This window comes from Candidatus Acidulodesulfobacterium ferriphilum (genome assembly GCA_004195035.1).
GTDB classification, from domain to species: domain Bacteria; phylum SZUA-79; class SZUA-79; order Acidulodesulfobacterales; family Acidulodesulfobacteraceae; genus Acidulodesulfobacterium; species Acidulodesulfobacterium ferriphilum.
In genome coordinates, this window is sequence record SGBD01000001.1 from 21,442 (window position 1) to 39,656 (window position 18,215).

The following is an 18,215-nucleotide window of genomic DNA, read 5'->3' on the forward strand; positions in this document are numbered from 1 at the left end:
TAATTAAAATAATTAAACAAACGATTTAGTCCTGCTTAAATTATGAGCCGCTTCCTTAAGTTCGTGAATTTTAACAAGTTTTTCCCAAGTAAAATCATCGTCGGGTCTGCCAAAATGACCATAATTAGAGGTTTTAGCAAAAATAGGCCTTAAAAGGTCAAGCGTTTTTACCAAATTATAAGGTCTTAAGTCAAACACATTGCATACGGCATTCGAGATAACTTCATCGCTGTATATTCCCGTGCCGAAAGTATTTGCCATAATCGAAATCGGTTCGGCTACGCCTATCGCATAGGCAACCTGAACCTCGCACTTTTCGGCGAGTCCGCTTGCAACGACATTTTTGGCGATAAACCTTGCCATGTATGACCCGCTTCTATCAACCTTGGATGGGTCTTTTCCCGAAAAAGCCCCGCCGCCGTGCCTTCCCATTCCGCCGTAAGTATCGACTATGATTTTCCTTCCCGTAAGCCCCGTATCGCCGTGCGGACCGCCGATAACAAAACGGCCGGTGGGATTTATAAAAAATTTTGTATTATTATCCAGAAGTTCGGCCGGCAGCACTTTTTTAATTACCTCTTCGGTAACGGCATCTTTAAGCCTTTCCTGAGAAACCGACTCGGCGTGCTGAGTCGAAAGGACGACGGAGGTAATTTTAGAAACTTCGTTATTTTCGTATTTAACGGACACCTGGGTTTTTCCGTCGGGTCTTATAAAATCCAAAACCTTGCTTTTTCTGACATCGGCAAGCCTTTTAGAAAGTTTATGCGCATAATAAATCGGAGCGGGCATAAAATCAGGGGTTTCCGATGTGGCATAACCAAACATAAGCCCCTGATCCCCTGCCCCCTGGTCCTCTTCCTTATCTCTTTCCACGCCCATTCTTATATCGGAAGATTGTTTGCCCACGGTCGTAATTATCCCGCAGCTTTTATAATCAAACCCCATAGAAGAATCGTCATATCCTATTTCTTTTATTACGCTTCTTATTAAATCCTGATAGTTTACGACGCCGTTAGAAGTAACCTCGCCCGCTATTATGACAAGGCCTGTCGTGACCATCGTTTCCAATGCTACTTTTGAACGCTTATCCTGTGCTATAAAAGCATCAAGTATAGAATCGGATATTTTATCGCAAATTTTATCCGGGTGGCCTTCGGTCACAGATTCGGATGTAAAAATAAAACTTCCATTTTTAAAATTCATTTTACTCACCTTTCTTTAAAAATTAAAAATCTCTTTGAAAAACATTTTTTAACTTTTTTCAAAAAATATAGGATTATAATATAATAACCTTACGGGCGGTGTCAATTTAAAAGTTTTGCCTTATTTATTAACATCTCTATGGTAGTAAGATATGCCGTATTCGTCGTTTACATTGCCCAGCTTATTTTTAAGCTCCTCGGCAATAAATACTGACCTATGAACTCCGCCGGTACAACCTATCCCGACCGTGAAATAGGATTTGCTTTCTTTCCTGTAAAGAGGAAGACTGAATTTTAAAAAACCTACTATATGTTCTATAAAATCATTTGACTCATTAAAGGACAGCATATATTCCCTGACTTCCCTGTTAAAGCCTGTAAGGTCTTTTAATAGCGGAACAAAAAATGGGTTTGGAAGAAATCTTGCATCAAAAATTGTGTCCGCTTCCAGCGGCAAGCCGTATTTAAAGCCAAAAGACAGTATTTTTACCGAAAATGTCGGGTTATATATTATGTCCCCTATATGGGGCAATAAAATGCCGTCTAATTCGTGAATATTGACATCGGTGGTATCCAAAACCACATCGGCGTGGAGTTTAATATTTTTAAGAAGCTGCCTTTCTTCTCTGACCGCAATAGTAATATCGTCCGCGGGCAGCGGATGCTTTCTCCTTGTTTCGGAATATCTTTTTATAACGGCTTCGTCTCTTGCTTCAAGAAATATGTATTTAAAAAACGAGGATTGTAATCTTAAAAATTTAACATAATCTTCGAATTCGTTTAAGAAACTCTTTTCCCTTATATCGACAATAAAAAGTATGTTTTTTAATTTTGCCGATAATCCTAATTCAAAAAATTTTGGAAGCAGCATCATCGGCATATTATCGACGCAAAAAAAGCCTTTATCCTCAAGTATTTTTAATGCGGATGATTTTCCCGAACCAGAAATTCCGCTGATTAAAATAATATTCGGCTTGGCCGCTTCGCCGTCCGCTATACTAATCAAGTTGCTTTGCAACTCTCTTTTATTCTCTTCCATATTATTATAAATCCGGCGCAATCAGGGAAAAATTTCCGTCTTCGCCTTTAAAAATAAAAGATATTTTTGAAGACACTTTATCTTTAAAAATTATAAAATCTTCGTTTCTTTTTTTAAGTTTTTGCACCGCCTCTTCGATGCCGAGGGGATATTTTTCATAATCCTGCCTTATTTCTATATTTGGAATATTTTCCTCCTCCTCTGCGCCGGTAAGAGCCTTATCTTCATAATCTTTTCTTCTGTTTTTTTCTTTGTGTTTTTTAATCTGGGCCTCGACCTTTTCCATCAGTAAATCGATGGCGCTGTAAATATCGGATGATTTTTCTTCGGCATTAATAGTCAGATTCTTCGCAGTTAATTTAATCTGCGCGATACCCGACTCCTTATGTTCGACGCGTTCCATGCTAAGGGTTATATGCGCCTCCATGATATTATTCAAATACTTTTCCAGTTTTAAGACCTTTGACTCTGCATACTGCCTTATGGCATCGCTCGAACCGATATGTTTAAATGTAACGGCTATGTTCATTTGCGTCATCTCCTTGATTAATTTATTATATTTATTTCACGCTTTTAATTAACTTATTTCTCTGGCTCGATGGGGGGATATTCATAATTTCCCTATACTTGGCTATTGTCCTGCGGGCGATAACGATTCCGTCCCCTTTCAGCAAATCAGTTATTTCATTATCATGATAAACCCTCCCGATATCATTTTCCCGGGCTATAATCTTTTTTATCCTTGCCATTACATTTTCCGATGATGAATCCCCGTAAGAAGCGCTGGAGAAAAAACTCTTAAGTTCAAAAACACCCAAATGCGTGCTTAAATATTTGTTGGAAGTTGCCCTTGAAACCGTTGATTCGTGAATATTCAACTCGGCGGCAATATCTTTTAATATTAAATGTTTCAAATTTCCCATCCCGTTATCAAAATAATCGGCCTGCTTGTTGACTATTAATTCCGCTATTTTTAGAATCGTTTCCTTTCGGGTGTTGATGCTTTTAACTAACCATGAAGCCGATTTAAACCTGTCTTCGACATAATTTTTCATATCGGGACTCACTACTATTTCTCCGCTAAGCACCTTTTTGTAGTAAGAATTGATTTTAATCTGCGGAATATAATCGTCGTCCATAAAAACAACATATTTTCCTTTAATTTTTTTTAAATACAGGTCGGGCACTATAAATCTTGTTTCTGCCTGACCGAAATTAGCCGCAGGTCTCGGATTAAGCCTTTTAAGCCTTTCAACGCAGTCCAATACGCATTGCGTATTCTTTCCCGTTTCTTTAGAAATCTTTTGATAATTTTTATTTGCAACATCCTTTAAATAATTTTTGATTATAATTTTAAGCAAATAATCGTCTTTAAAATGGTAATCTGCCTGAATCAATAAACTCGATACGGTATCAAAAGCCGCTAAACCCACGGGCTCAAGCCTGCCTATCTTAGTTAAGACAGAATCTATAAATTTATTTATGTCCGCATCCCCGCCATCTTTTTTTTTAAATATATTGCGGGATGCATAATCGGCAAGCTCCTGCCTTGAAATAGCCAGAAAGCCGTTTGAATCTAAGTTGCCCGCAATATACTCGGAAATTTTAACCTCTTGAGAAGAAAAATTGCCCGTTCTTACCTGCTCCATTATGGATTCATATAATGTGTTCACGCTATAAAAACTATTTTCGATTATATAGTTCTTGTCGCCGTACTTATAGCCGCCGCCGTTATCTTTAGATAAATCAAGAAACTGTTCATTATAATTCACTAAATAATCCGCCAGCTCTTTGGCCGCATATGAGTCTTGCCGAAAGGATGCGCCGTCAAACGATGCATCGTTTGACGGCGCATCGTCTAAAGCGGCATCGCCATTAGATTTGTTGCCTTCATCTTTTACCTGATTCTTAACATTTTCGAGCAGGGCCTCTTTTTTGGCTTCTCCCGTAAAAACGGCGGAATCGATATCGATAATAGGATTTTCGGATATTTCCTGCTTTATCATATCCGAAAGCTCGATATTGTTTAACGCCAGCATTTTTATCGCAAGCTGAAGACGCGGAGTCATAACTAATTGCTGCGTTAATTTCAAATTTTGCCTTAATTCGATATTGCCCATATCTAAACTTAAATCGTCCTTAAAATTAATATAAAAATTAAAACGCCTTATTGCCCGCCGTAAAGGTCTGCGGATTGACAGACTATAAATCCATCTTTTATATATATTATATATCATTATGGATAATTATAAAACAGGTAATACGGATTGGGATGCAATATTAATTGAAGTATTATTCAGATGCCTATATTAAATTTCTCTCCGAGGAAAAATCTCTTTACAACGCTGCTCGAGATAATATGCGAAGGTTTACCGTTTTCTATAATTTTGCCGTCGTTAATTATGTAGGCGCTATTGCATATTCTAAGGGCTTCCCTGACATTATGGTCCGTTATCAATATGCCTATGGATTCGTTTTTTAAATTGGTAAGTATATCCTGCATATCCTCAACCGCAATGGGATCTATTCCGGAAAACGGTTCATCTAAGAGAATAAATTTGGGGGAAGAAATCAGCGAGCGGGCAACTTCTACCCTTCTTCTTTCGCCGCCCGATAAACTCATAACCGAAGACTTCCTGACCCTTTCAAGACCGAATTTTTCTATTAATTCGTTGAGCCTTTTTTCTTTTTCCTTATCGGATATTTTTAATAATTCAAAAATGGCTAATAAGTTTTGTTCGGTCGTAAGTTTTCTAAAAACGGATGTTTCCTGAGGCAAATATCCTATACCTAATCTGGCTCTCTTATACATCGGCATCCTGGTAATATCGGCATCGTCTAAAAATATGGAACCGCTGTTTGGCCTCAGCATCCCGGAAATCATATTGAATGTGGTAGTTTTGCCCGCGCCGTTCGGACCCAAAAGACCTGTGATTTCCCCTGTTTTAATTTCTAAACTGATATCGTTTACCACAGCCCTTTTTTTAAATCTTTTTACTAAATTGACCGTTCTAATCATTAGCCGTTAATTATTATTATTTATTATTGTTTTTATTTTTTGCTTTTTTTAAGTTCTTTGAAGGTTGAATCGTTAAAGATTTATTGGAATACACCGTGGCATTAACCCTTTTCGTATGTCCGCCGAAAACCGTCGAAATACCCGTTTTAAAGTTAATAGTTATTTTCTCCCCGACTATTTTATTTTTGCCTTCGTATGCTACGGGATTTTGTGTAATTATCGCAATCCCCGATTTTTCGTAATAAACGGCATTTCCCCCCGTAATATTGTCTTTTCCTTTGATAATATGGACATTTCCGGTTGCAATAAGCGTCTTTATTTTATTTTTTTTCGTATATAAAACATGCAATATAGCGGATAAAATTTTAAGATTGCCTTTAATAGCTATAACATGACCGGAGAATACCGCCGTCTTGCTTTTATTATTAACCACGAGGGAATCCGCCGTTATATTGATTTTGGAGGGTTCAGCCGGTTTATTTAAAGCGGCGGCCGCCTCGGATTTTAATCCAAATCCGTTTTTAGGAGCAGCAAAAACACAGTACATTAAAATCGGTATGATGAAAAAGAACAGATGCCGCCTTTTATTATCTGTATTTATTGGATTTATTCGCATTACATTCTTCCCCCGCCGGATATGAAATGAACATCTTTGTTTAAAATAAAAATCCTTTTTTTAATATAAAAAATTAATCCGCTCCCCGAAATGTCGTAATTTTTACCTTTAATCCTCATATAACCCGGGGCGACAATTTTATCATCCTTTGCAACATAGTATATTAACTTTGTTTTCATGGACGACCCCTTAATATCTTTTATTATGACGCCGCCCGAAACGGTAACATTTTTGGAAACGGCGTTTAAACGCCCGTGTCTTCCCGTTATAATATACGCGGGCTTTTTATTTTTTCCGTAAATGTAGGCTTTTACGTCTTCCAGTTTAATTATATTCTTTTTCGGGGAATAATAATTTAAACTTTTCGAAAATATTTCGTAAGCGAGCGTACCATTTTTAAAAAATTTATAATCTACCGTCTTTAAAGTTATATATCCTTTAGATATACTTAAATTTAACAATCCTTTTTTAATATTTATATAGTGAAGAATTAAAAAAAAAGCAAGCACTAAAAGAAACATGACGCCGAGAACAAGGGCTATTTTTTTTAAAATTTGCTGATTAATTGCCTTAAGACCCATTTTTATTTAAATCGTTTAAAAAATTAAATAAAAGCCCTTTTTTTTCAAGAATAATGTCGCAAACTTCTCTTACCGCGCCGCAACCGCCGCTTTTTTCCGTAACAAAATCGGCATAATCCCGCACATATTTAGGGGCATCCGGAACCGATGCCGAAATGCCCGCTATATTTAAAAGTTCAATATCGACTATATCGTCGCCCATATAAAACAAATTTTTAAAATCAAGATTATAGTCTTTTAGAACCTTTTTTAAAGAGTTTAACTTATCCTTGCATCCTTCTATATAGAAATCTACGCCCAGTTCTTTCACCCTGATAACGGCGGCATTGCTTGTCCTCGCTGAGATAAAGCCCACTTTAAGCCCCATTTTTTTTGCAAGCCTTATTCCCGCTCCGTCATGGGCAAAAAATGTTTTGGTTTCAACCCCGGACTCCGATATGTGTATCTTTCCGTCCGTCAATACGCCGTCCACATCGAAAACAAGAATTTTAATCTCGCTGAAATCTAAATTCATACCCCCGCCGTTTTGCCGCAGTTAATAACCGGATACGCCGGCCTTTACTATATCGTGTATATGTATAACCCCTACGGGCTTAGGATTATCTAAAGATTCTACGACAAAAAGCGATGTAATCTTTAAATCCTCCATTTTCTTTAAAGCGCTGACCGCAAGAGTGTCTCCGACCACCGTCTTAGGATTTGCCGTCATAATATCCTTAACGGGTTTATTAAATATATTTTCCGCGGAAGCGAGCAGGGCTCTTCTTAAATCCCCGTCCACTATAATTCCGCAAAGGCAATAATTTTCATCGACAACCCCTGTTAACCCCAGCCTTTTTGAGTTCATTTCTATAATCGCTTCGTTTAACAAAGCCGATTCTTTTATAACCGGAATTTCCTTTTCCTTATGCATTATGTCCGAAACTTTTAAAAATTTCTTTCCTATCGAACCTCCGGGGTGAAGCCTCGCAAAATCCTCTTCGAGAAAATTTCTCCTTTTTAACAATGAGACTGCAAGGGCGTCGCCTATGGCAAGCTGAGCCGTTGTGCTTGCGGTCGGGGCAATATTGAACGGGCAAGCCTCTTTTTCTACGGAAACATCAAAAAAATAGTCCGACAGCTCATAAAGCTGAGAGTTTTTGTTTCCAGAAAACCCGATAATCTTGGCTCCTATAAGTTTTATGCTTGGAAGTATGGATATAATTTCTTTCGTGTTGCCGCTGTTGGATAATACGATAATGGCGTCATCCCTGCCAATCATTCCTAAATCGCCGTGGGAAGCCTCCGCTGGGTGCATAAAAAAGGACGGGGTGCCCGTGCTTGCCAGAGTCGAAGATATTTTTCTGGCTATAATCCCCGATTTGCCTATGCCTGTGAGAATTACCTTCCCCTTAATGCCAATGAGCAAATCGACCATCTCCGCAAAATTATCGTCAAGCCTGTCTATCAGCGCCGTTATCGAGTCGGCCTCTATCTTTAAAACATCGCGGGCCGCTTCCAGAATATTTAACTCTTCCATTTTTTCCTGCTTTGTCTATTAACCCAAATCGGGATTTAGAAATTTATTTTCTGGATTATCGCTTCGCTCTCGTGCCTTACGGCACTCGTGAAGTTTCAAAGAAACTTTCCCGCCCACGCGGGAATGACTTTGAGAGGATTCAGCGTTTCACCCGTCGGGTGTCATTCCTGCGCAGGCAGGAATCCAGTATTGCTTCGCTTTGGAATACCTAAAGTAGTTTCTAAATCGGGATTTGGGTTAATAGACCCCTTTAATATTTTTAATTATTATTATATTATATGCCGTATTTAGATATTTCGAGAACATTTTTTAAATCATTTTTAAAAGACGATAGATACACGGAATTTGCCGAATCGCTTAAAGCCCGCGGCGGGTCCGGGTGAACCTCAAAAAAAATACCGTCAACCCCCACCGCGGAAGCCGCCCTCGCAAGCGGCATAACATATTTTCTTTCGCCGGAAGAGCTGGAACCGGAACCGCCGGGAAGCTGCACGCTGTGAGTCGCGTCGAAAACGACAAGCGCTCCAAATTCTTTCATTATCTGCAATGCCCTGAAATCTACGACAAGATTATTATAGCCGAAACTGACGCCTCTTTCCGTTAAAATAATTTTATCGTTTCCGGCAGACCTAATCTTTTCGACAATATGTTTTGTATCCCCCGGAGCCAAAAACTGCCCCTTCTTAACATTTACTATCTTGCCCGTTTTTGCCGCCTCGAGCAAAATATCCGTTTGTCTTGACAAAAAAGCGGGTATCTGAATTACATCGAGAACATCTTTAGCTTTTTCGATGTCGCTGACGCTGTGAACATCGCTCAATACGGGTATATCGTATATCCTTTTAATCTCTAAAAGCATTTCAAGCCCCTTATCTATGCCGGGGCCGCGGAAAGAATGAACCGATGTCCTGTTAGCTTTATCGTAAGATGCCTTAAATATCAAATTAAATTTAAGTTCTTCCGAATAATCCTTCAAAACGGAAGCAATCCCGTCAAGGGTTTTAAAATCCTCGATAACGCACGGTCCCGCGATAATAAAGGGATAAACATTATCGAATTTAAAGTCCAACAGCGACTTTAAATCATCTTTAGTGAAGACATTTAAATTTTCCATATATTTCGGAGATTAAACCTTTGCCCCTTTTTTAGCCGCCGGAATAACTCTGGATTTAGACCCGGATTTGCGTATTTTGCCTTTTTTAATGGCGGAAACTTTTTCTATTTTAGACTGCGCCTTTAACTTGCCGTGCAGGTTTAAATATTTAACGGAAGCTAAAACAAAGTCTTTAAATAAGGGGTGCGGCGATAACGGCGATGATTTAAATTCGGGATGGAACTGGCATCCGATAAACCACGGGTGGTCTTTTAACTCGCAAATTTCCACAAGCCTATCGTCGGGTGAAACGCCCGAGAAAATAAAACCCGAAGATTTGAATATTTCCCTGTAATCGTTATTAAATTCAAACCTGTGCCTGTGTCTTTCGCTGATTAAAAGGCTGCCGTTCTGATATAATTTAGCATAGTTCTTTTGGTTTAACATCTGTTTTTTATTATTTTTAATATAAATATGATAAGCAAGGGTATTTTTGGATATTATGCATGGATATGCCCCGAGCCTCATAGTCCCGCCCATTTTACCGAGGCTCTTTTGCCCTTCCATAAGGTGGATTACCGGGTTTCGGGCGGCATCGTTAAATTCGACGGAATTTGCATCGTCAAGCATTAAAACATTCCTGGCATATTCAACGGTCAAAAGCTGCATACCCAGACATATTCCGAAATAAGGAATTTTATTAATCCTGGCATAATTAATTACCCTTATCATTCCATTGATTCCGCGGGAACCGAAGCCGCCCGGAACCAGTATGCCCGAACAATCTGCAAGTTCTTTGAGTTTTTCTCCGTAATCGTCCGCTTCAAAATCTTCGGAATTAATATATTTTATATCGACATTGACATTATTTGCCAGCCCCCCGTGTATAAGGCTTTCATTTAAGCTTTTATAAGACTCTTTTAAATTTACATATTTTCCGACTACTCCGATAGTAACGGAACTTTTCAAATTCTTTAATATCTTCGATATTTTATTCCATTCGGTTAAGTCCGGAGATTTAGCCCAAATATTAAGATATTCTATTATTTTAGAATCCAATCCTTCGTTATGGAGCGATAACGGAACATTATAAATACTTTCTTCATCTTTTGCAGTAATAACGGCGCCTTCTTCTACATTGCAAAACAGGGCGATTTTTGCCCTGATATCCTGAGGAAGAACCCTGTCCGCCCTGCAAATTATAATGGAAGGCTCTATGCCGATAGCCCTGAGTTCTTTCACGGAATGCTGGGTCGGCTTTGTTTTCAGCTCATCGGCCGTTTTAATATACGGCACAAGCGTTAAATGAATGTACAAAACATTGTCTTTCCCCCTGTCAAGCTTAAACTGCCTGATAGCCTCCAAAAATGGAAGGCTTTCGATGTCGCCGACGGTTCCGCCGATTTCTATAATGGCCACATCTTTGTTTTCGGAAACCTCTATTATTTTCTTTTTTATTTCGTCGGTTATATGGGGTATCACCTGAACCGTTTTGCCCAGATATATCCCTTTTCTTTCATTGTTTATTACCGCATCGTAAACTTGGCCGCTTGTTAAATTATTCTTTTTTGTGAGCGAAAGCGATGTAAATCTTTCGTAATGCCCTAAATCAAGGTCAGTTTCGGCGCCGTCATCCGTCACAAAAACCTCTCCGTGCTGAAAAGGATTCATGGTTCCGGGGTCAACATTGATATAAGGGTCAAGTTTCTGCATGGTAATATTAAGTCCCCTTGCTTCGAGAAGCGCGCCTATGGATGCGGCGGCAATGCCCTTTCCCAAACTTGAAACAACGCCGCCCGTGATAAAAATATACTTTGTTTTATTCATGTTTATTCAGCCCCAGCACATCTCTCATATCATAAAATCCCTTATTTTTTTCGCTAAGCCAAACGGCCGCTTTTATCGCCCCTCTCGCAAAATTATCCCTTGAAACAGCCTTATGCGTAATCTCTATAACCTCTTCGTTCCCGGCAAATATAACCTTATGTTCCCCGATTATATCCCCAGCCCTGACCGATAAAATGCCGATTTCGTCTTTCTCCCTTTCTCCCACATCGCCGCACCTGCCGTACACGCCCCTTTCGTTTAAATCGATATTTCTTTGTTTGGCAACGGATTCGGCAAGCATTTTGGCCGTTCCGCTCGGGGCATCCTTTTTCTTCCTATGATGCGTTTCTACTATCTCGCAATCGTAACCTTCGCCCAAATATTTTGATGCGTCATAGACTATATTAAGCAAAACATTGATGCCGAGGCTCATATTTCCCGATAAAACCACGGGAATATGCCTGCCGTACCCCTTTATTATATTGGCGTCTTCATCCGAAAAACCGGTCGAGCCTATAACTATCGGAGTATTATAAAGCATAGCTTCCTCGGCATGGACAAGCGACGCGCTTTTGGATGTAAAATCGATTATAACCTTGTTTTTAATCTTTGCCGTAAGATGAAGGGCTTCCTTTAAGGTAGGGAACTTTCCCGCGGAAGTCCTCTTAAACTCTAAATCTTCCATGTCTGAAAAAGCGAGGGATGTAACCTCTTCACCCGAATAACCCGAATCGACCCCTCCTATAAATACTAACCGGCTGTAATCATTTAAGAGAAGGGTTATGGAGCGGCCCATTCTGCCGTTGCTCCCGCATACTATTATGCCTATTTTTTCCATTTTTTTTAAAAACCTGTTATTTTTCCTTAATCCTTATCTTAATATACCATATTCTTTTAAAGCAACCCTAATCTTTTCTATGGCGGACCCTGAGGCTTCCGATAAAGGAAGCCTTATTTCGTTTTCGATAAAGCCCATAATATTTAAAGCCTTTTTAACGGGAATCGGATTTGTTTCGATAAACATGGCGTGAATTAACGGGAGGAGTTTAAAGTTAATTTTCCTTGCAGGTTTATAATCCCCTTTTAAAGCGTATTCGGTCATAGAAGCCATATCCTTCGGCGCAACATTTGAAACCGTGGAAATAACCCCGTGTCCCCCGACGGCGATTACCGGCAATGTAAGGGCATCATCTCCCGACAATACGCAAAAATCCTCTGGAGCCTTTCTTAAAATAGCTGCAACCTGGTCTAAAGAACCGCTTGCCTCTTTAATGCCTTTTATGTTATCTATCTCAAAAAGCCTTATCACGGTTTCGGGAAGCAAATTAACCGCAGTCCTTGATGGAACATTGTAAAGGATTACCGGCAGCGAACAGTTTTGCGCTACGGCTCTAAAATGAAAATATAATCCGTCCTGCGTAGGCTTGTTATAGTACGGGGTAATTTGCAAATGCCCGTCTATTTTAAACTTTTCGGCTTCTTTAGCAAGATGGATTGCTTCGGCAGTGTTATTGGAACCTGTTCCTGCAATAACCTTAACCCTTTTGTTGACAATTTCCGATGTCAATCTTATAACGGCGATATGCTCCTCGAAAGAAAGGGTCGCGGATTCGCCCGTGCTTCCACATGCAACAATGCCTGAAACTCCGTTTTCTATCTGAAATTCTATCAATTTTTCAAGAGCTTTTTCATCGATATTGCCGCCGTTAAAAGGCGTAACAATGGCCGTAAACACACCCTTAAACATACAAACTCCCGTAATAATTAATTATAAAATTATATAACACCTTTTTCACCATTCAGGTATAAATTCCCCTGCAATTAAATCGTCGTATGTTTCCCTTTTTCTTATAATGCAATATTTATCTTTATCTACCAGAATCTCGGGTACTCTGGGTCTTGAATTATAATTGGAAGACATCGAAAATCCGTAAGCGCCCGCGCTGTACACCGCAAGCAAATCTCCTTCCTGAACATGGCTTAGAAGCCTGTCTTTGCCGAGAAAATCGGCAGACTCGCAAATAGGACCGACTACATCGGCTCTTATCCTTGCCCCGCTTCTTTTAACTACAGGAACAATCTCGTGATATGCCTCATACAATGCGGGTCTTATCAAATCATTCATGCCGCCATCAACTATAACAAAATTTTTACTGCCCGTGTCTTTATTATATATAACTTTTGTAACAAATATGCCGCTATTTCCCGCAACCACTCTTCCTGGCTCAAATATAACCTTTCCTTTATAATCTCCCAAAATATTTTTTATGGAATTCATATAGGTAGAAGGATGCGGGGGCATTTCATTTTCATATGTAATGCCGAGTCCGCCGCCTAAATCTAAATATTTTATGTCAAAGCCGATTGCGGTAAGCTGTAAAAGTAAATTCTTAATTATTAGCACGGCGTCATTAAACGGGGAAATTTCCGTTAATTGCGACCCGATATGACAATCAAGTCCGACCACATCCACATTTTTTAATTCTTTAGATTGTTCATAGATGGAAACGGCATGTTTTATGCTTATTCCAAACTTATTTTTTTTAAGCCCCGTAGAAATATAGGGATGGGTTTTTGGATCGACATTAGGATTAATTCTAAAAGAAATCCGCGCTTTTTTGCCCAAATCCCCCGCAATTTTATCTATCAAAAATAATTCGGGCAAGGATTCGACATTAAACATTAATATATCCGACTTAAGAGCAAATTCAATCTCGCTTTCCGTTTTACCGACGCCCGAATATACCACTTTTTGTTTATCGACCCCTGCTTGAATTGCCCTGAAAAGCTCTCCACCAGAAACAATATCCGCTCCCCAACCCATTTTAAATAAAAAATTAAGAATAGCAATGTTCGAATTTGCCTTTACGCTATAACAAACAATAGAATTTAATACTTTTGAACTTTCGTCAAAGGCGCTTATGTGCCTTTTTAATGTTGCAAGCGAATATAAATAAAAAGGGGTCCCGACCTCGGCCGAAATATGCTTGACGGGAACATCTTCGCAGTATAATTCGTTTTCTTTAAAGATAAAATCGTTCATAAGTTATAATTTCCTTTCTATTCTTTATCTGGATTCCCGCCTGCGCGGGAATGACACATAAGTTATAATTTCCTTTCTATTCTTTATCTGGATTCCCGCCTGCGCGGGAATGACACATAAGTTATAATTTCCTTTCTATTATGTAATTTGCTATATCCGTTAAATTTCTTTTGTGTTCCGAATCTGGAAAAACATTTAAATTTTCTTTTGCTTTCAAAACGGCCGCCTTTGCTTTTGATATAGTGTAATCTATCGAGTCATAGCTTTTTACAAGTTTTAAAACAGCTTGAAGGTCTGCGTTCGTAAGTTTTTTCTTATAAATAATTTCGGAAACGATATCTTTCTCGCTATTAAGGCATCTTTCCATGGTATGGATGAGCGGAAGGGTGAGCTTGCCCTCCTTTAAATCATTGCCTATAAACTTGCCGAATTCTTCGTTTGAAGTATAATCAAGGGCATCGTCCATAAGCTGGAACGCAATGCCGATGTTTAAACCGTAATCGTAAAGATTTTGACCGTATTCATCGGTTTTCAGGGAAATTATTGCGCCTATTTGCGATGCGCAGGCAAAAAGCACGGCTGTTTTCTTTATAATTATATCGAGATAATCATCCTCCGTCGTTTTAATATCGGCGGTTTTAACAAGCTCTTTCACTTCGCCCTCGGCCATAAGCGTAACGGCAATAGAATAAGCCTTTATAACATCCATATTATCTAAGCTTGAAAGTACCTTAAAAGACTTTGCGAATAAATAATCGCCTACAAGCACCGAAGCTTCATTTCCAAAAACCGTATTTGCGGATGACTTTCCCCGTCTTAACGGGGCGTTATCGACAACATCGTCGTGAAGAAGCGTAGCCGTATGGATAAATTCGATAACTGCGGCTAAAGGAATATGGTCATCGCCTTTATATCCGCAAATTTTTGAAGATACAAGGAGGAGTATAGGGCGTATCCTCTTTCCGCCGCTTGAAATCACATATTTTGCAACCCTTTGAATCAGCGGCGTTTCGGTAGCAAGATGAGTTTCGAACTGGCTTTCGACCATTTTTAGTTCATCTTCTATATAATCAAAGGAAATATTCTGCAATTTAAATCTCTGTTAAAGTTTTTAATTAATTATGCCCTTTATTTTTTTATTACCTAAATTGTATTATTTTATGTCAGTTAACTTAAATATTCAATGATTTTTTTTAGTTTCGAAACAGGGTGAAAATTTATTCCCTTAATACCTTTTATATCTTTTAAATTGGATTCGGGAAGTATGATATTAGAAAAACCTAAATTAACGGCCTCTTTAACGCGGGCAGACGGATTCATAACCCCCCTGACCTCGCCGGTAAGACCGATCTCTCCAAATGCTATAAAATCAGGGGGTATAGGCTTTTCTAAGTAGCTTGAAATAACGGAAACCGCGATCGGCAAATCTATCCCCGGCTCTTGAATAGTTATCCCTCCAAATATTTTAACATAAATTTCTTTGGATGAAAGCTTAATTCCTTCTTTTTTTTCTAAAACCGCCGCTATAATAGAAACCCTTCCGCCGTCTATTCCCAGACAGACCCTTTTTGGAACAGGCATATACGATTGAACGACAAGGGCCTGAACCTCCACAAGCAAAGACCGCGTCCCCTCCATACATGCCGTTACGACGGAACCCGGGGAACCGGCCTGCCTTTCCTCTATAAAATATGCCGATGGATTTTTTACTCCTGCCAGGCCGTTTTCGGACATTTCGTAAACGCCGATTTCATCGGTGGAACCAAATCTATTCTTATAACACCTTAATATGCGGTAAGAATCCTTTTTGCTCGAATCAAAGTATAAAACGGTATCTACTATATGTTCCAGAGTTTTTGGTCCGGCAAAATTACCCTCTTTGGTAACATGTCCCACAAAAAATACCCCGCAATTTTTTTTAAGACAAGCGGATGTTATCTCGTGGGCGATTTCTCTTAAAGAATTAGGGCTTCCGTAGGCGGTTTCGGAGTCCGGCATCGTAACCCTTTGAATGGAATCTATAATTATAAAATCGTAATCCCCGTTATTAACGGTATATAATATCTCGTTTATATCGTTAAGGGATAATAAAAACAGATTGCCCGAAGTAAGCCCGAGCCTTTTTGCCCTCAAAAGAAGCTGGTTTAATGATTCTTCGGTGGAAATATATAATATCTTTAAACCTGAACCGGGAGAAGCAAGCCTGTTTGAAATCTGAAGCATAAGGGTGGATTTGCCTATTCCTGGATCGCCGCCTATCAGTACGCTTTGACCGTTAACCAAACCTGAGCCGACGGAAACATCGAACTCGTTTATTCCTGTTTTAATTCGGGATAAAGCCTTTGAACTTTCTGCCTCTATCGGAGTTACGGGAGAATTTTCCGGGGGCTTATCGTATAACCTGACGGTTTTGGTTGATTTTGCCTCGGGGAGGGCGATCTCCATCGTGTTATAGCTCTGGCACTCGGGGCATTTTCCGACCCATTTTATAGAAGCGGCGCCGCAATTCTTACACTTATACATTTATGTTTTCTGCGTTAGCAATAAAATCCAGCACGGTTTGATTCTGTTCTGTAAAATCGGTTGAAAGAAAAATATTAATCTCTCTTTCGCAGTTTTTTGTGTCTATGGTAACATCATTATTTTTGACCACTATCACATTAGCGTTAAATTCTTTTCTCGAGTTGACGATAGTTTCGTCATCTACGGCAAAGACGGCTCTTACATTTTTGAATTTATTCAGCAAAACCGTAACGGCGGCATGATTGTTTTTAAGCAAGGCAATTCCAAACTCCAGCTTCCCCGTTTTTATCGCTTCCCCCAGTTTAAAAGCCATCCTGAATATGTCTTTATGCTGTTCTATCCTTGAAGGCCCTAAGTCGTAAAGGCTTGTCCATTTTGTATCGAGGTAAATCCCGACCTTTTCTTTAAAGAAAAAGCTATCCTTGTCGGAAAATATGCCGATTTTCAATGCTTTTTTATGCTGCCTGTCCGAAGTATTCACCCAATCCCTGAGCTGCATCGTCATTATAAACGGTACCTTTCCTTTTTACTTTTTAATTTAACTTTTAAAATTATTTGCGGACGGATATTAAGAAATACCCGGTGTATCTCAAGGAATTCATTAGTCTATTTTATCCTATTAATAAGCATAAAACAAGTTTTTAATAAAAATCGCGGGTTTTTATTCGTAATACTCCTCGAACGAAGGCCACAGGCGCTTAATTAATTTGTCTATATTATCCGCGTCTGTCATTCGGGGATAAAATTCCGACCGCTTTTTTGAAGCGGTTGACAGGGGGGTTTTAAAAATGGATTCTATCTCTTCCTTGTATTCCTCTAATAAATTTTTTGATGTTTTTAAACTTTCCGCTACATAACCCCCCAATAAATTCCCTGAAATTACTGCGCTTACGATACCCGCTCCGGTAATTGGATGCGTCAAGCCTGCGGCATCGCCGCACAACGCGATATTGCCGGAATATAAATCATTTAAGCCGGATACGGGAACAAGACCGGATGTTTTTCCATAAATATTGGAACCGATAAGTCCTTTATTTCTTATTTCGTTAAGAAAATTATTAAGAGAACTTGAAAGGGGCATATCGACCCTTGGCTTTTCGATACCTATGCCGACATTTGCAAATCTGCCTTTCGGAAAAACCCAGCCGTAACCGTAAGGTATATATGACCTGAAATAACAAATAGTAGAATCAAGTCCTTCCTCTTTTAAAATATCCGCCCTTACCTGCGTCGCGAAAATATAAGACTTATTTTTAAGCCTCTGTTTAAAATTACCGCGTAAATCAAAGCTATTTTTGGGACCGGCTGCTATAATCAAATAATCGTAATTAATTTCTATAGGCTTATTATCCGCGATGCGCAAGCCGGTTATCTTATTTTCATCAGCGTTAATTTTCAGGATGTTTGTCTGTTTAACTAAGTTAGTTCCCGCCTTGACCGCCGATTTGACAATATAGCCGTCAAAAACTTCCCGATTTAATATATAGCCCTTCCCTTCGGACCTGTAAATATTTTTGCCCGTATCGATGTCCATAAAGCTAACTTTTTGGTTTACAGCGGAAGGAATTTCGGCTAAATTAACGAATTGATTTATATTGCGGCTGACAAGCTCCGCGCATTGAACGGGGAAACCGATGATTTTTCTTTTATCGATTAAAACATTTTCTATCCCCTTAAGGGACAGGGAATACGCGCACGAGGCCCCCGCTGGACCCGCGCCTATTATCGCGGCCGCCGTTCGCATATATGA

At 39.3% G+C, this 18,215-nt stretch carries 18 protein-coding genes; all 18 read right to left on the reverse strand.

What is annotated here, in order from left to right; all coding sequences use genetic code 11:
- Positions 1-12 precede the first annotated feature (12 nt).
- The 18 genes from EVJ47_00115 to EVJ47_00200 all read right to left on the reverse strand — a co-directional run bounded on the left by EVJ47_00115 (position 13) and on the right by EVJ47_00200 (position 18,209).
- Entirely contained in the window at positions 13-1,206 is a 1,194-nt protein-coding gene (locus EVJ47_00115; GenBank protein RZD14730.1) for a methionine adenosyltransferase, read from the reverse strand.
- A 120-nt stretch (positions 1,207-1,326) separates the two neighbouring features.
- On the reverse strand, positions 1,327-2,244 hold the full coding sequence (gene rapZ, locus EVJ47_00120; GenBank protein ID RZD14731.1) for an RNase adapter RapZ: 918 nt from the start codon (positions 2,242-2,244) through the stop codon (positions 1,327-1,329).
- Positions 2,245-2,248: 4 nt separating this feature from the next.
- Positions 2,249-2,782 carry a ribosome-associated translation inhibitor RaiA gene (raiA, locus tag EVJ47_00125; GenBank protein RZD14732.1) on the reverse strand — a complete coding sequence of 178 codons (534 nt, stop codon included), beginning with the start codon at positions 2,780-2,782 and terminating at the stop codon, positions 2,249-2,251.
- Between the two features lie 22 nt (positions 2,783-2,804).
- Positions 2,805-4,481: an RNA polymerase sigma-54 factor gene (rpoN, locus tag EVJ47_00130; GenBank protein ID RZD14733.1), complete on the reverse strand. Its 1,677-nt coding sequence runs from the start codon at positions 4,479-4,481 to the stop codon at positions 2,805-2,807.
- A gap of 59 nt (positions 4,482-4,540) precedes the next feature.
- Entirely contained in the window at positions 4,541-5,263 is a 723-nt protein-coding gene (gene lptB, locus EVJ47_00135) for an LPS export ABC transporter ATP-binding protein (protein ID RZD14734.1), read from the reverse strand.
- A gap of 16 nt (positions 5,264-5,279) precedes the next feature.
- Positions 5,280-5,879, reverse strand: coding sequence for a hypothetical protein (locus EVJ47_00140; GenBank protein ID RZD14735.1), 600 nt, complete (start codon positions 5,877-5,879; stop codon positions 5,280-5,282).
- On the reverse strand, positions 5,879-6,460 hold the full coding sequence (gene lptC, locus EVJ47_00145) for an LPS export ABC transporter periplasmic protein LptC (protein ID RZD14736.1): 582 nt from the start codon (positions 6,458-6,460) through the stop codon (positions 5,879-5,881). Before lptC ends, EVJ47_00140 begins: the two co-directional genes overlap by 1 nt.
- Entirely contained in the window at positions 6,450-6,974 is a 525-nt protein-coding gene (locus EVJ47_00150; GenBank protein RZD14737.1) for an HAD-IIIA family hydrolase, read from the reverse strand. Before EVJ47_00150 ends, lptC begins: the two co-directional genes overlap by 11 nt.
- A 21-nt stretch (positions 6,975-6,995) precedes the next feature.
- The gene (locus tag EVJ47_00155) at positions 6,996-7,979 is read right to left on the reverse strand and encodes a KpsF/GutQ family sugar-phosphate isomerase (GenBank protein RZD14738.1); all 984 of its coding nucleotides are present in this window, start codon (positions 7,977-7,979) and stop codon (positions 6,996-6,998) included.
- Between the two features lie 274 nt (positions 7,980-8,253).
- The gene (locus EVJ47_00160) at positions 8,254-9,093 is read right to left on the reverse strand and encodes a 3-deoxy-8-phosphooctulonate synthase (protein ID RZD14739.1); all 840 of its coding nucleotides are present in this window, start codon (positions 9,091-9,093) and stop codon (positions 8,254-8,256) included.
- 12 nt (positions 9,094-9,105) lie between these two features.
- Positions 9,106-10,899 carry a CTP synthase gene (locus EVJ47_00165; protein ID RZD14740.1) on the reverse strand — a complete coding sequence of 598 codons (1,794 nt, stop codon included), beginning with the start codon at positions 10,897-10,899 and terminating at the stop codon, positions 9,106-9,108.
- Entirely contained in the window at positions 10,892-11,737 is an 846-nt protein-coding gene (locus EVJ47_00170; protein ID RZD14741.1) for a 4-hydroxy-tetrahydrodipicolinate reductase, read from the reverse strand. Before EVJ47_00170 ends, EVJ47_00165 begins: the two co-directional genes overlap by 8 nt.
- A gap of 33 nt (positions 11,738-11,770) precedes the next feature.
- Positions 11,771-12,646 (reverse strand): 4-hydroxy-tetrahydrodipicolinate synthase, encoded by an 876-nt coding sequence (locus EVJ47_00175; protein RZD14742.1) that lies wholly within the window; start codon positions 12,644-12,646, stop codon positions 11,771-11,773.
- Positions 12,647-12,691: 45 nt separating this feature from the next.
- A complete protein-coding gene (gene lysA, locus EVJ47_00180; protein ID RZD14743.1) occupies positions 12,692-13,942 on the reverse strand; it encodes a diaminopimelate decarboxylase in 1,251 nt (416 codons plus the stop codon).
- A 121-nt stretch (positions 13,943-14,063) separates the two neighbouring features.
- Entirely contained in the window at positions 14,064-14,990 is a 927-nt protein-coding gene (locus tag EVJ47_00185; GenBank protein ID RZD15520.1) for a polyprenyl synthetase family protein, read from the reverse strand.
- A 119-nt stretch (positions 14,991-15,109) separates the two neighbouring features.
- Positions 15,110-16,465, reverse strand: a complete 1,356-nt coding sequence (gene radA, locus EVJ47_00190; protein RZD14744.1) for a DNA repair protein RadA — start codon at positions 16,463-16,465, stop codon at positions 15,110-15,112.
- Complete coding sequence (locus EVJ47_00195; GenBank protein ID RZD14745.1) at positions 16,458-16,970, reverse strand: hypothetical protein; 513 nt, start codon at positions 16,968-16,970, stop codon at positions 16,458-16,460. The genes radA and EVJ47_00195 overlap by 8 nt, the downstream gene beginning before the upstream one ends.
- Positions 16,971-17,126: 156 nt before the next feature.
- On the reverse strand, positions 17,127-18,209 hold the full coding sequence (locus EVJ47_00200; protein ID RZD14746.1) for an NAD(P)/FAD-dependent oxidoreductase: 1,083 nt from the start codon (positions 18,207-18,209) through the stop codon (positions 17,127-17,129).
- Positions 18,210-18,215 lie beyond the last annotated feature (6 nt).

Coding starts and splice junctions, on each gene's coding strand:
- EVJ47_00115 (RZD14730.1), bottom strand. CDS start 1,206: ATGAATTTTAAAAATGGAAGTTTTATTTTTACATCCGAATCTGTGACC.
- rapZ (RZD14731.1), bottom strand. CDS start 2,244: ATGGAAGAGAATAAAAGAGAGTTGCAAAGCAACTTGATTAGTATAGCG.
- raiA (RZD14732.1), bottom strand. CDS start 2,782: ATGACGCAAATGAACATAGCCGTTACATTTAAACATATCGGTTCGAGC.
- rpoN (RZD14733.1), bottom strand. CDS start 4,481: ATGATATATAATATATATAAAAGATGGATTTATAGTCTGTCAATCCGC.
- lptB (RZD14734.1), bottom strand. CDS start 5,263: ATGATTAGAACGGTCAATTTAGTAAAAAGATTTAAAAAAAGGGCTGTG.
- EVJ47_00140 (RZD14735.1), bottom strand. CDS start 5,879: ATGCGAATAAATCCAATAAATACAGATAATAAAAGGCGGCATCTGTTC.
- lptC (RZD14736.1), bottom strand. CDS start 6,460: ATGGGTCTTAAGGCAATTAATCAGCAAATTTTAAAAAAAATAGCCCTT.
- EVJ47_00150 (RZD14737.1), bottom strand. CDS start 6,974: ATGAATTTAGATTTCAGCGAGATTAAAATTCTTGTTTTCGATGTGGAC.
- EVJ47_00155 (RZD14738.1), bottom strand. CDS start 7,979: ATGGAAGAGTTAAATATTCTGGAAGCGGCCCGCGATGTTTTAAAGATA.
- EVJ47_00160 (RZD14739.1), bottom strand. CDS start 9,093: ATGGAAAATTTAAATGTCTTCACTAAAGATGATTTAAAGTCGCTGTTG.
- EVJ47_00165 (RZD14740.1), bottom strand. CDS start 10,899: ATGAATAAAACAAAGTATATTTTTATCACGGGCGGCGTTGTTTCAAGT.
- EVJ47_00170 (RZD14741.1), bottom strand. CDS start 11,737: ATGGAAAAAATAGGCATAATAGTATGCGGGAGCAACGGCAGAATGGGC.
- EVJ47_00175 (RZD14742.1), bottom strand. CDS start 12,646: ATGTTTAAGGGTGTGTTTACGGCCATTGTTACGCCTTTTAACGGCGGC.
- lysA (RZD14743.1), bottom strand. CDS start 13,942: ATGAACGATTTTATCTTTAAAGAAAACGAATTATACTGCGAAGATGTT.
- EVJ47_00185 (RZD15520.1), bottom strand. CDS start 14,990: ATGGTCGAAAGCCAGTTCGAAACTCATCTTGCTACCGAAACGCCGCTG.
- radA (RZD14744.1), bottom strand. CDS start 16,465: ATGTATAAGTGTAAGAATTGCGGCGCCGCTTCTATAAAATGGGTCGGA.
- EVJ47_00195 (RZD14745.1), bottom strand. CDS start 16,970: ATGACGATGCAGCTCAGGGATTGGGTGAATACTTCGGACAGGCAGCAT.
- EVJ47_00200 (RZD14746.1), bottom strand. CDS start 18,209: ATGCGAACGGCGGCCGCGATAATAGGCGCGGGTCCAGCGGGGGCCTCG.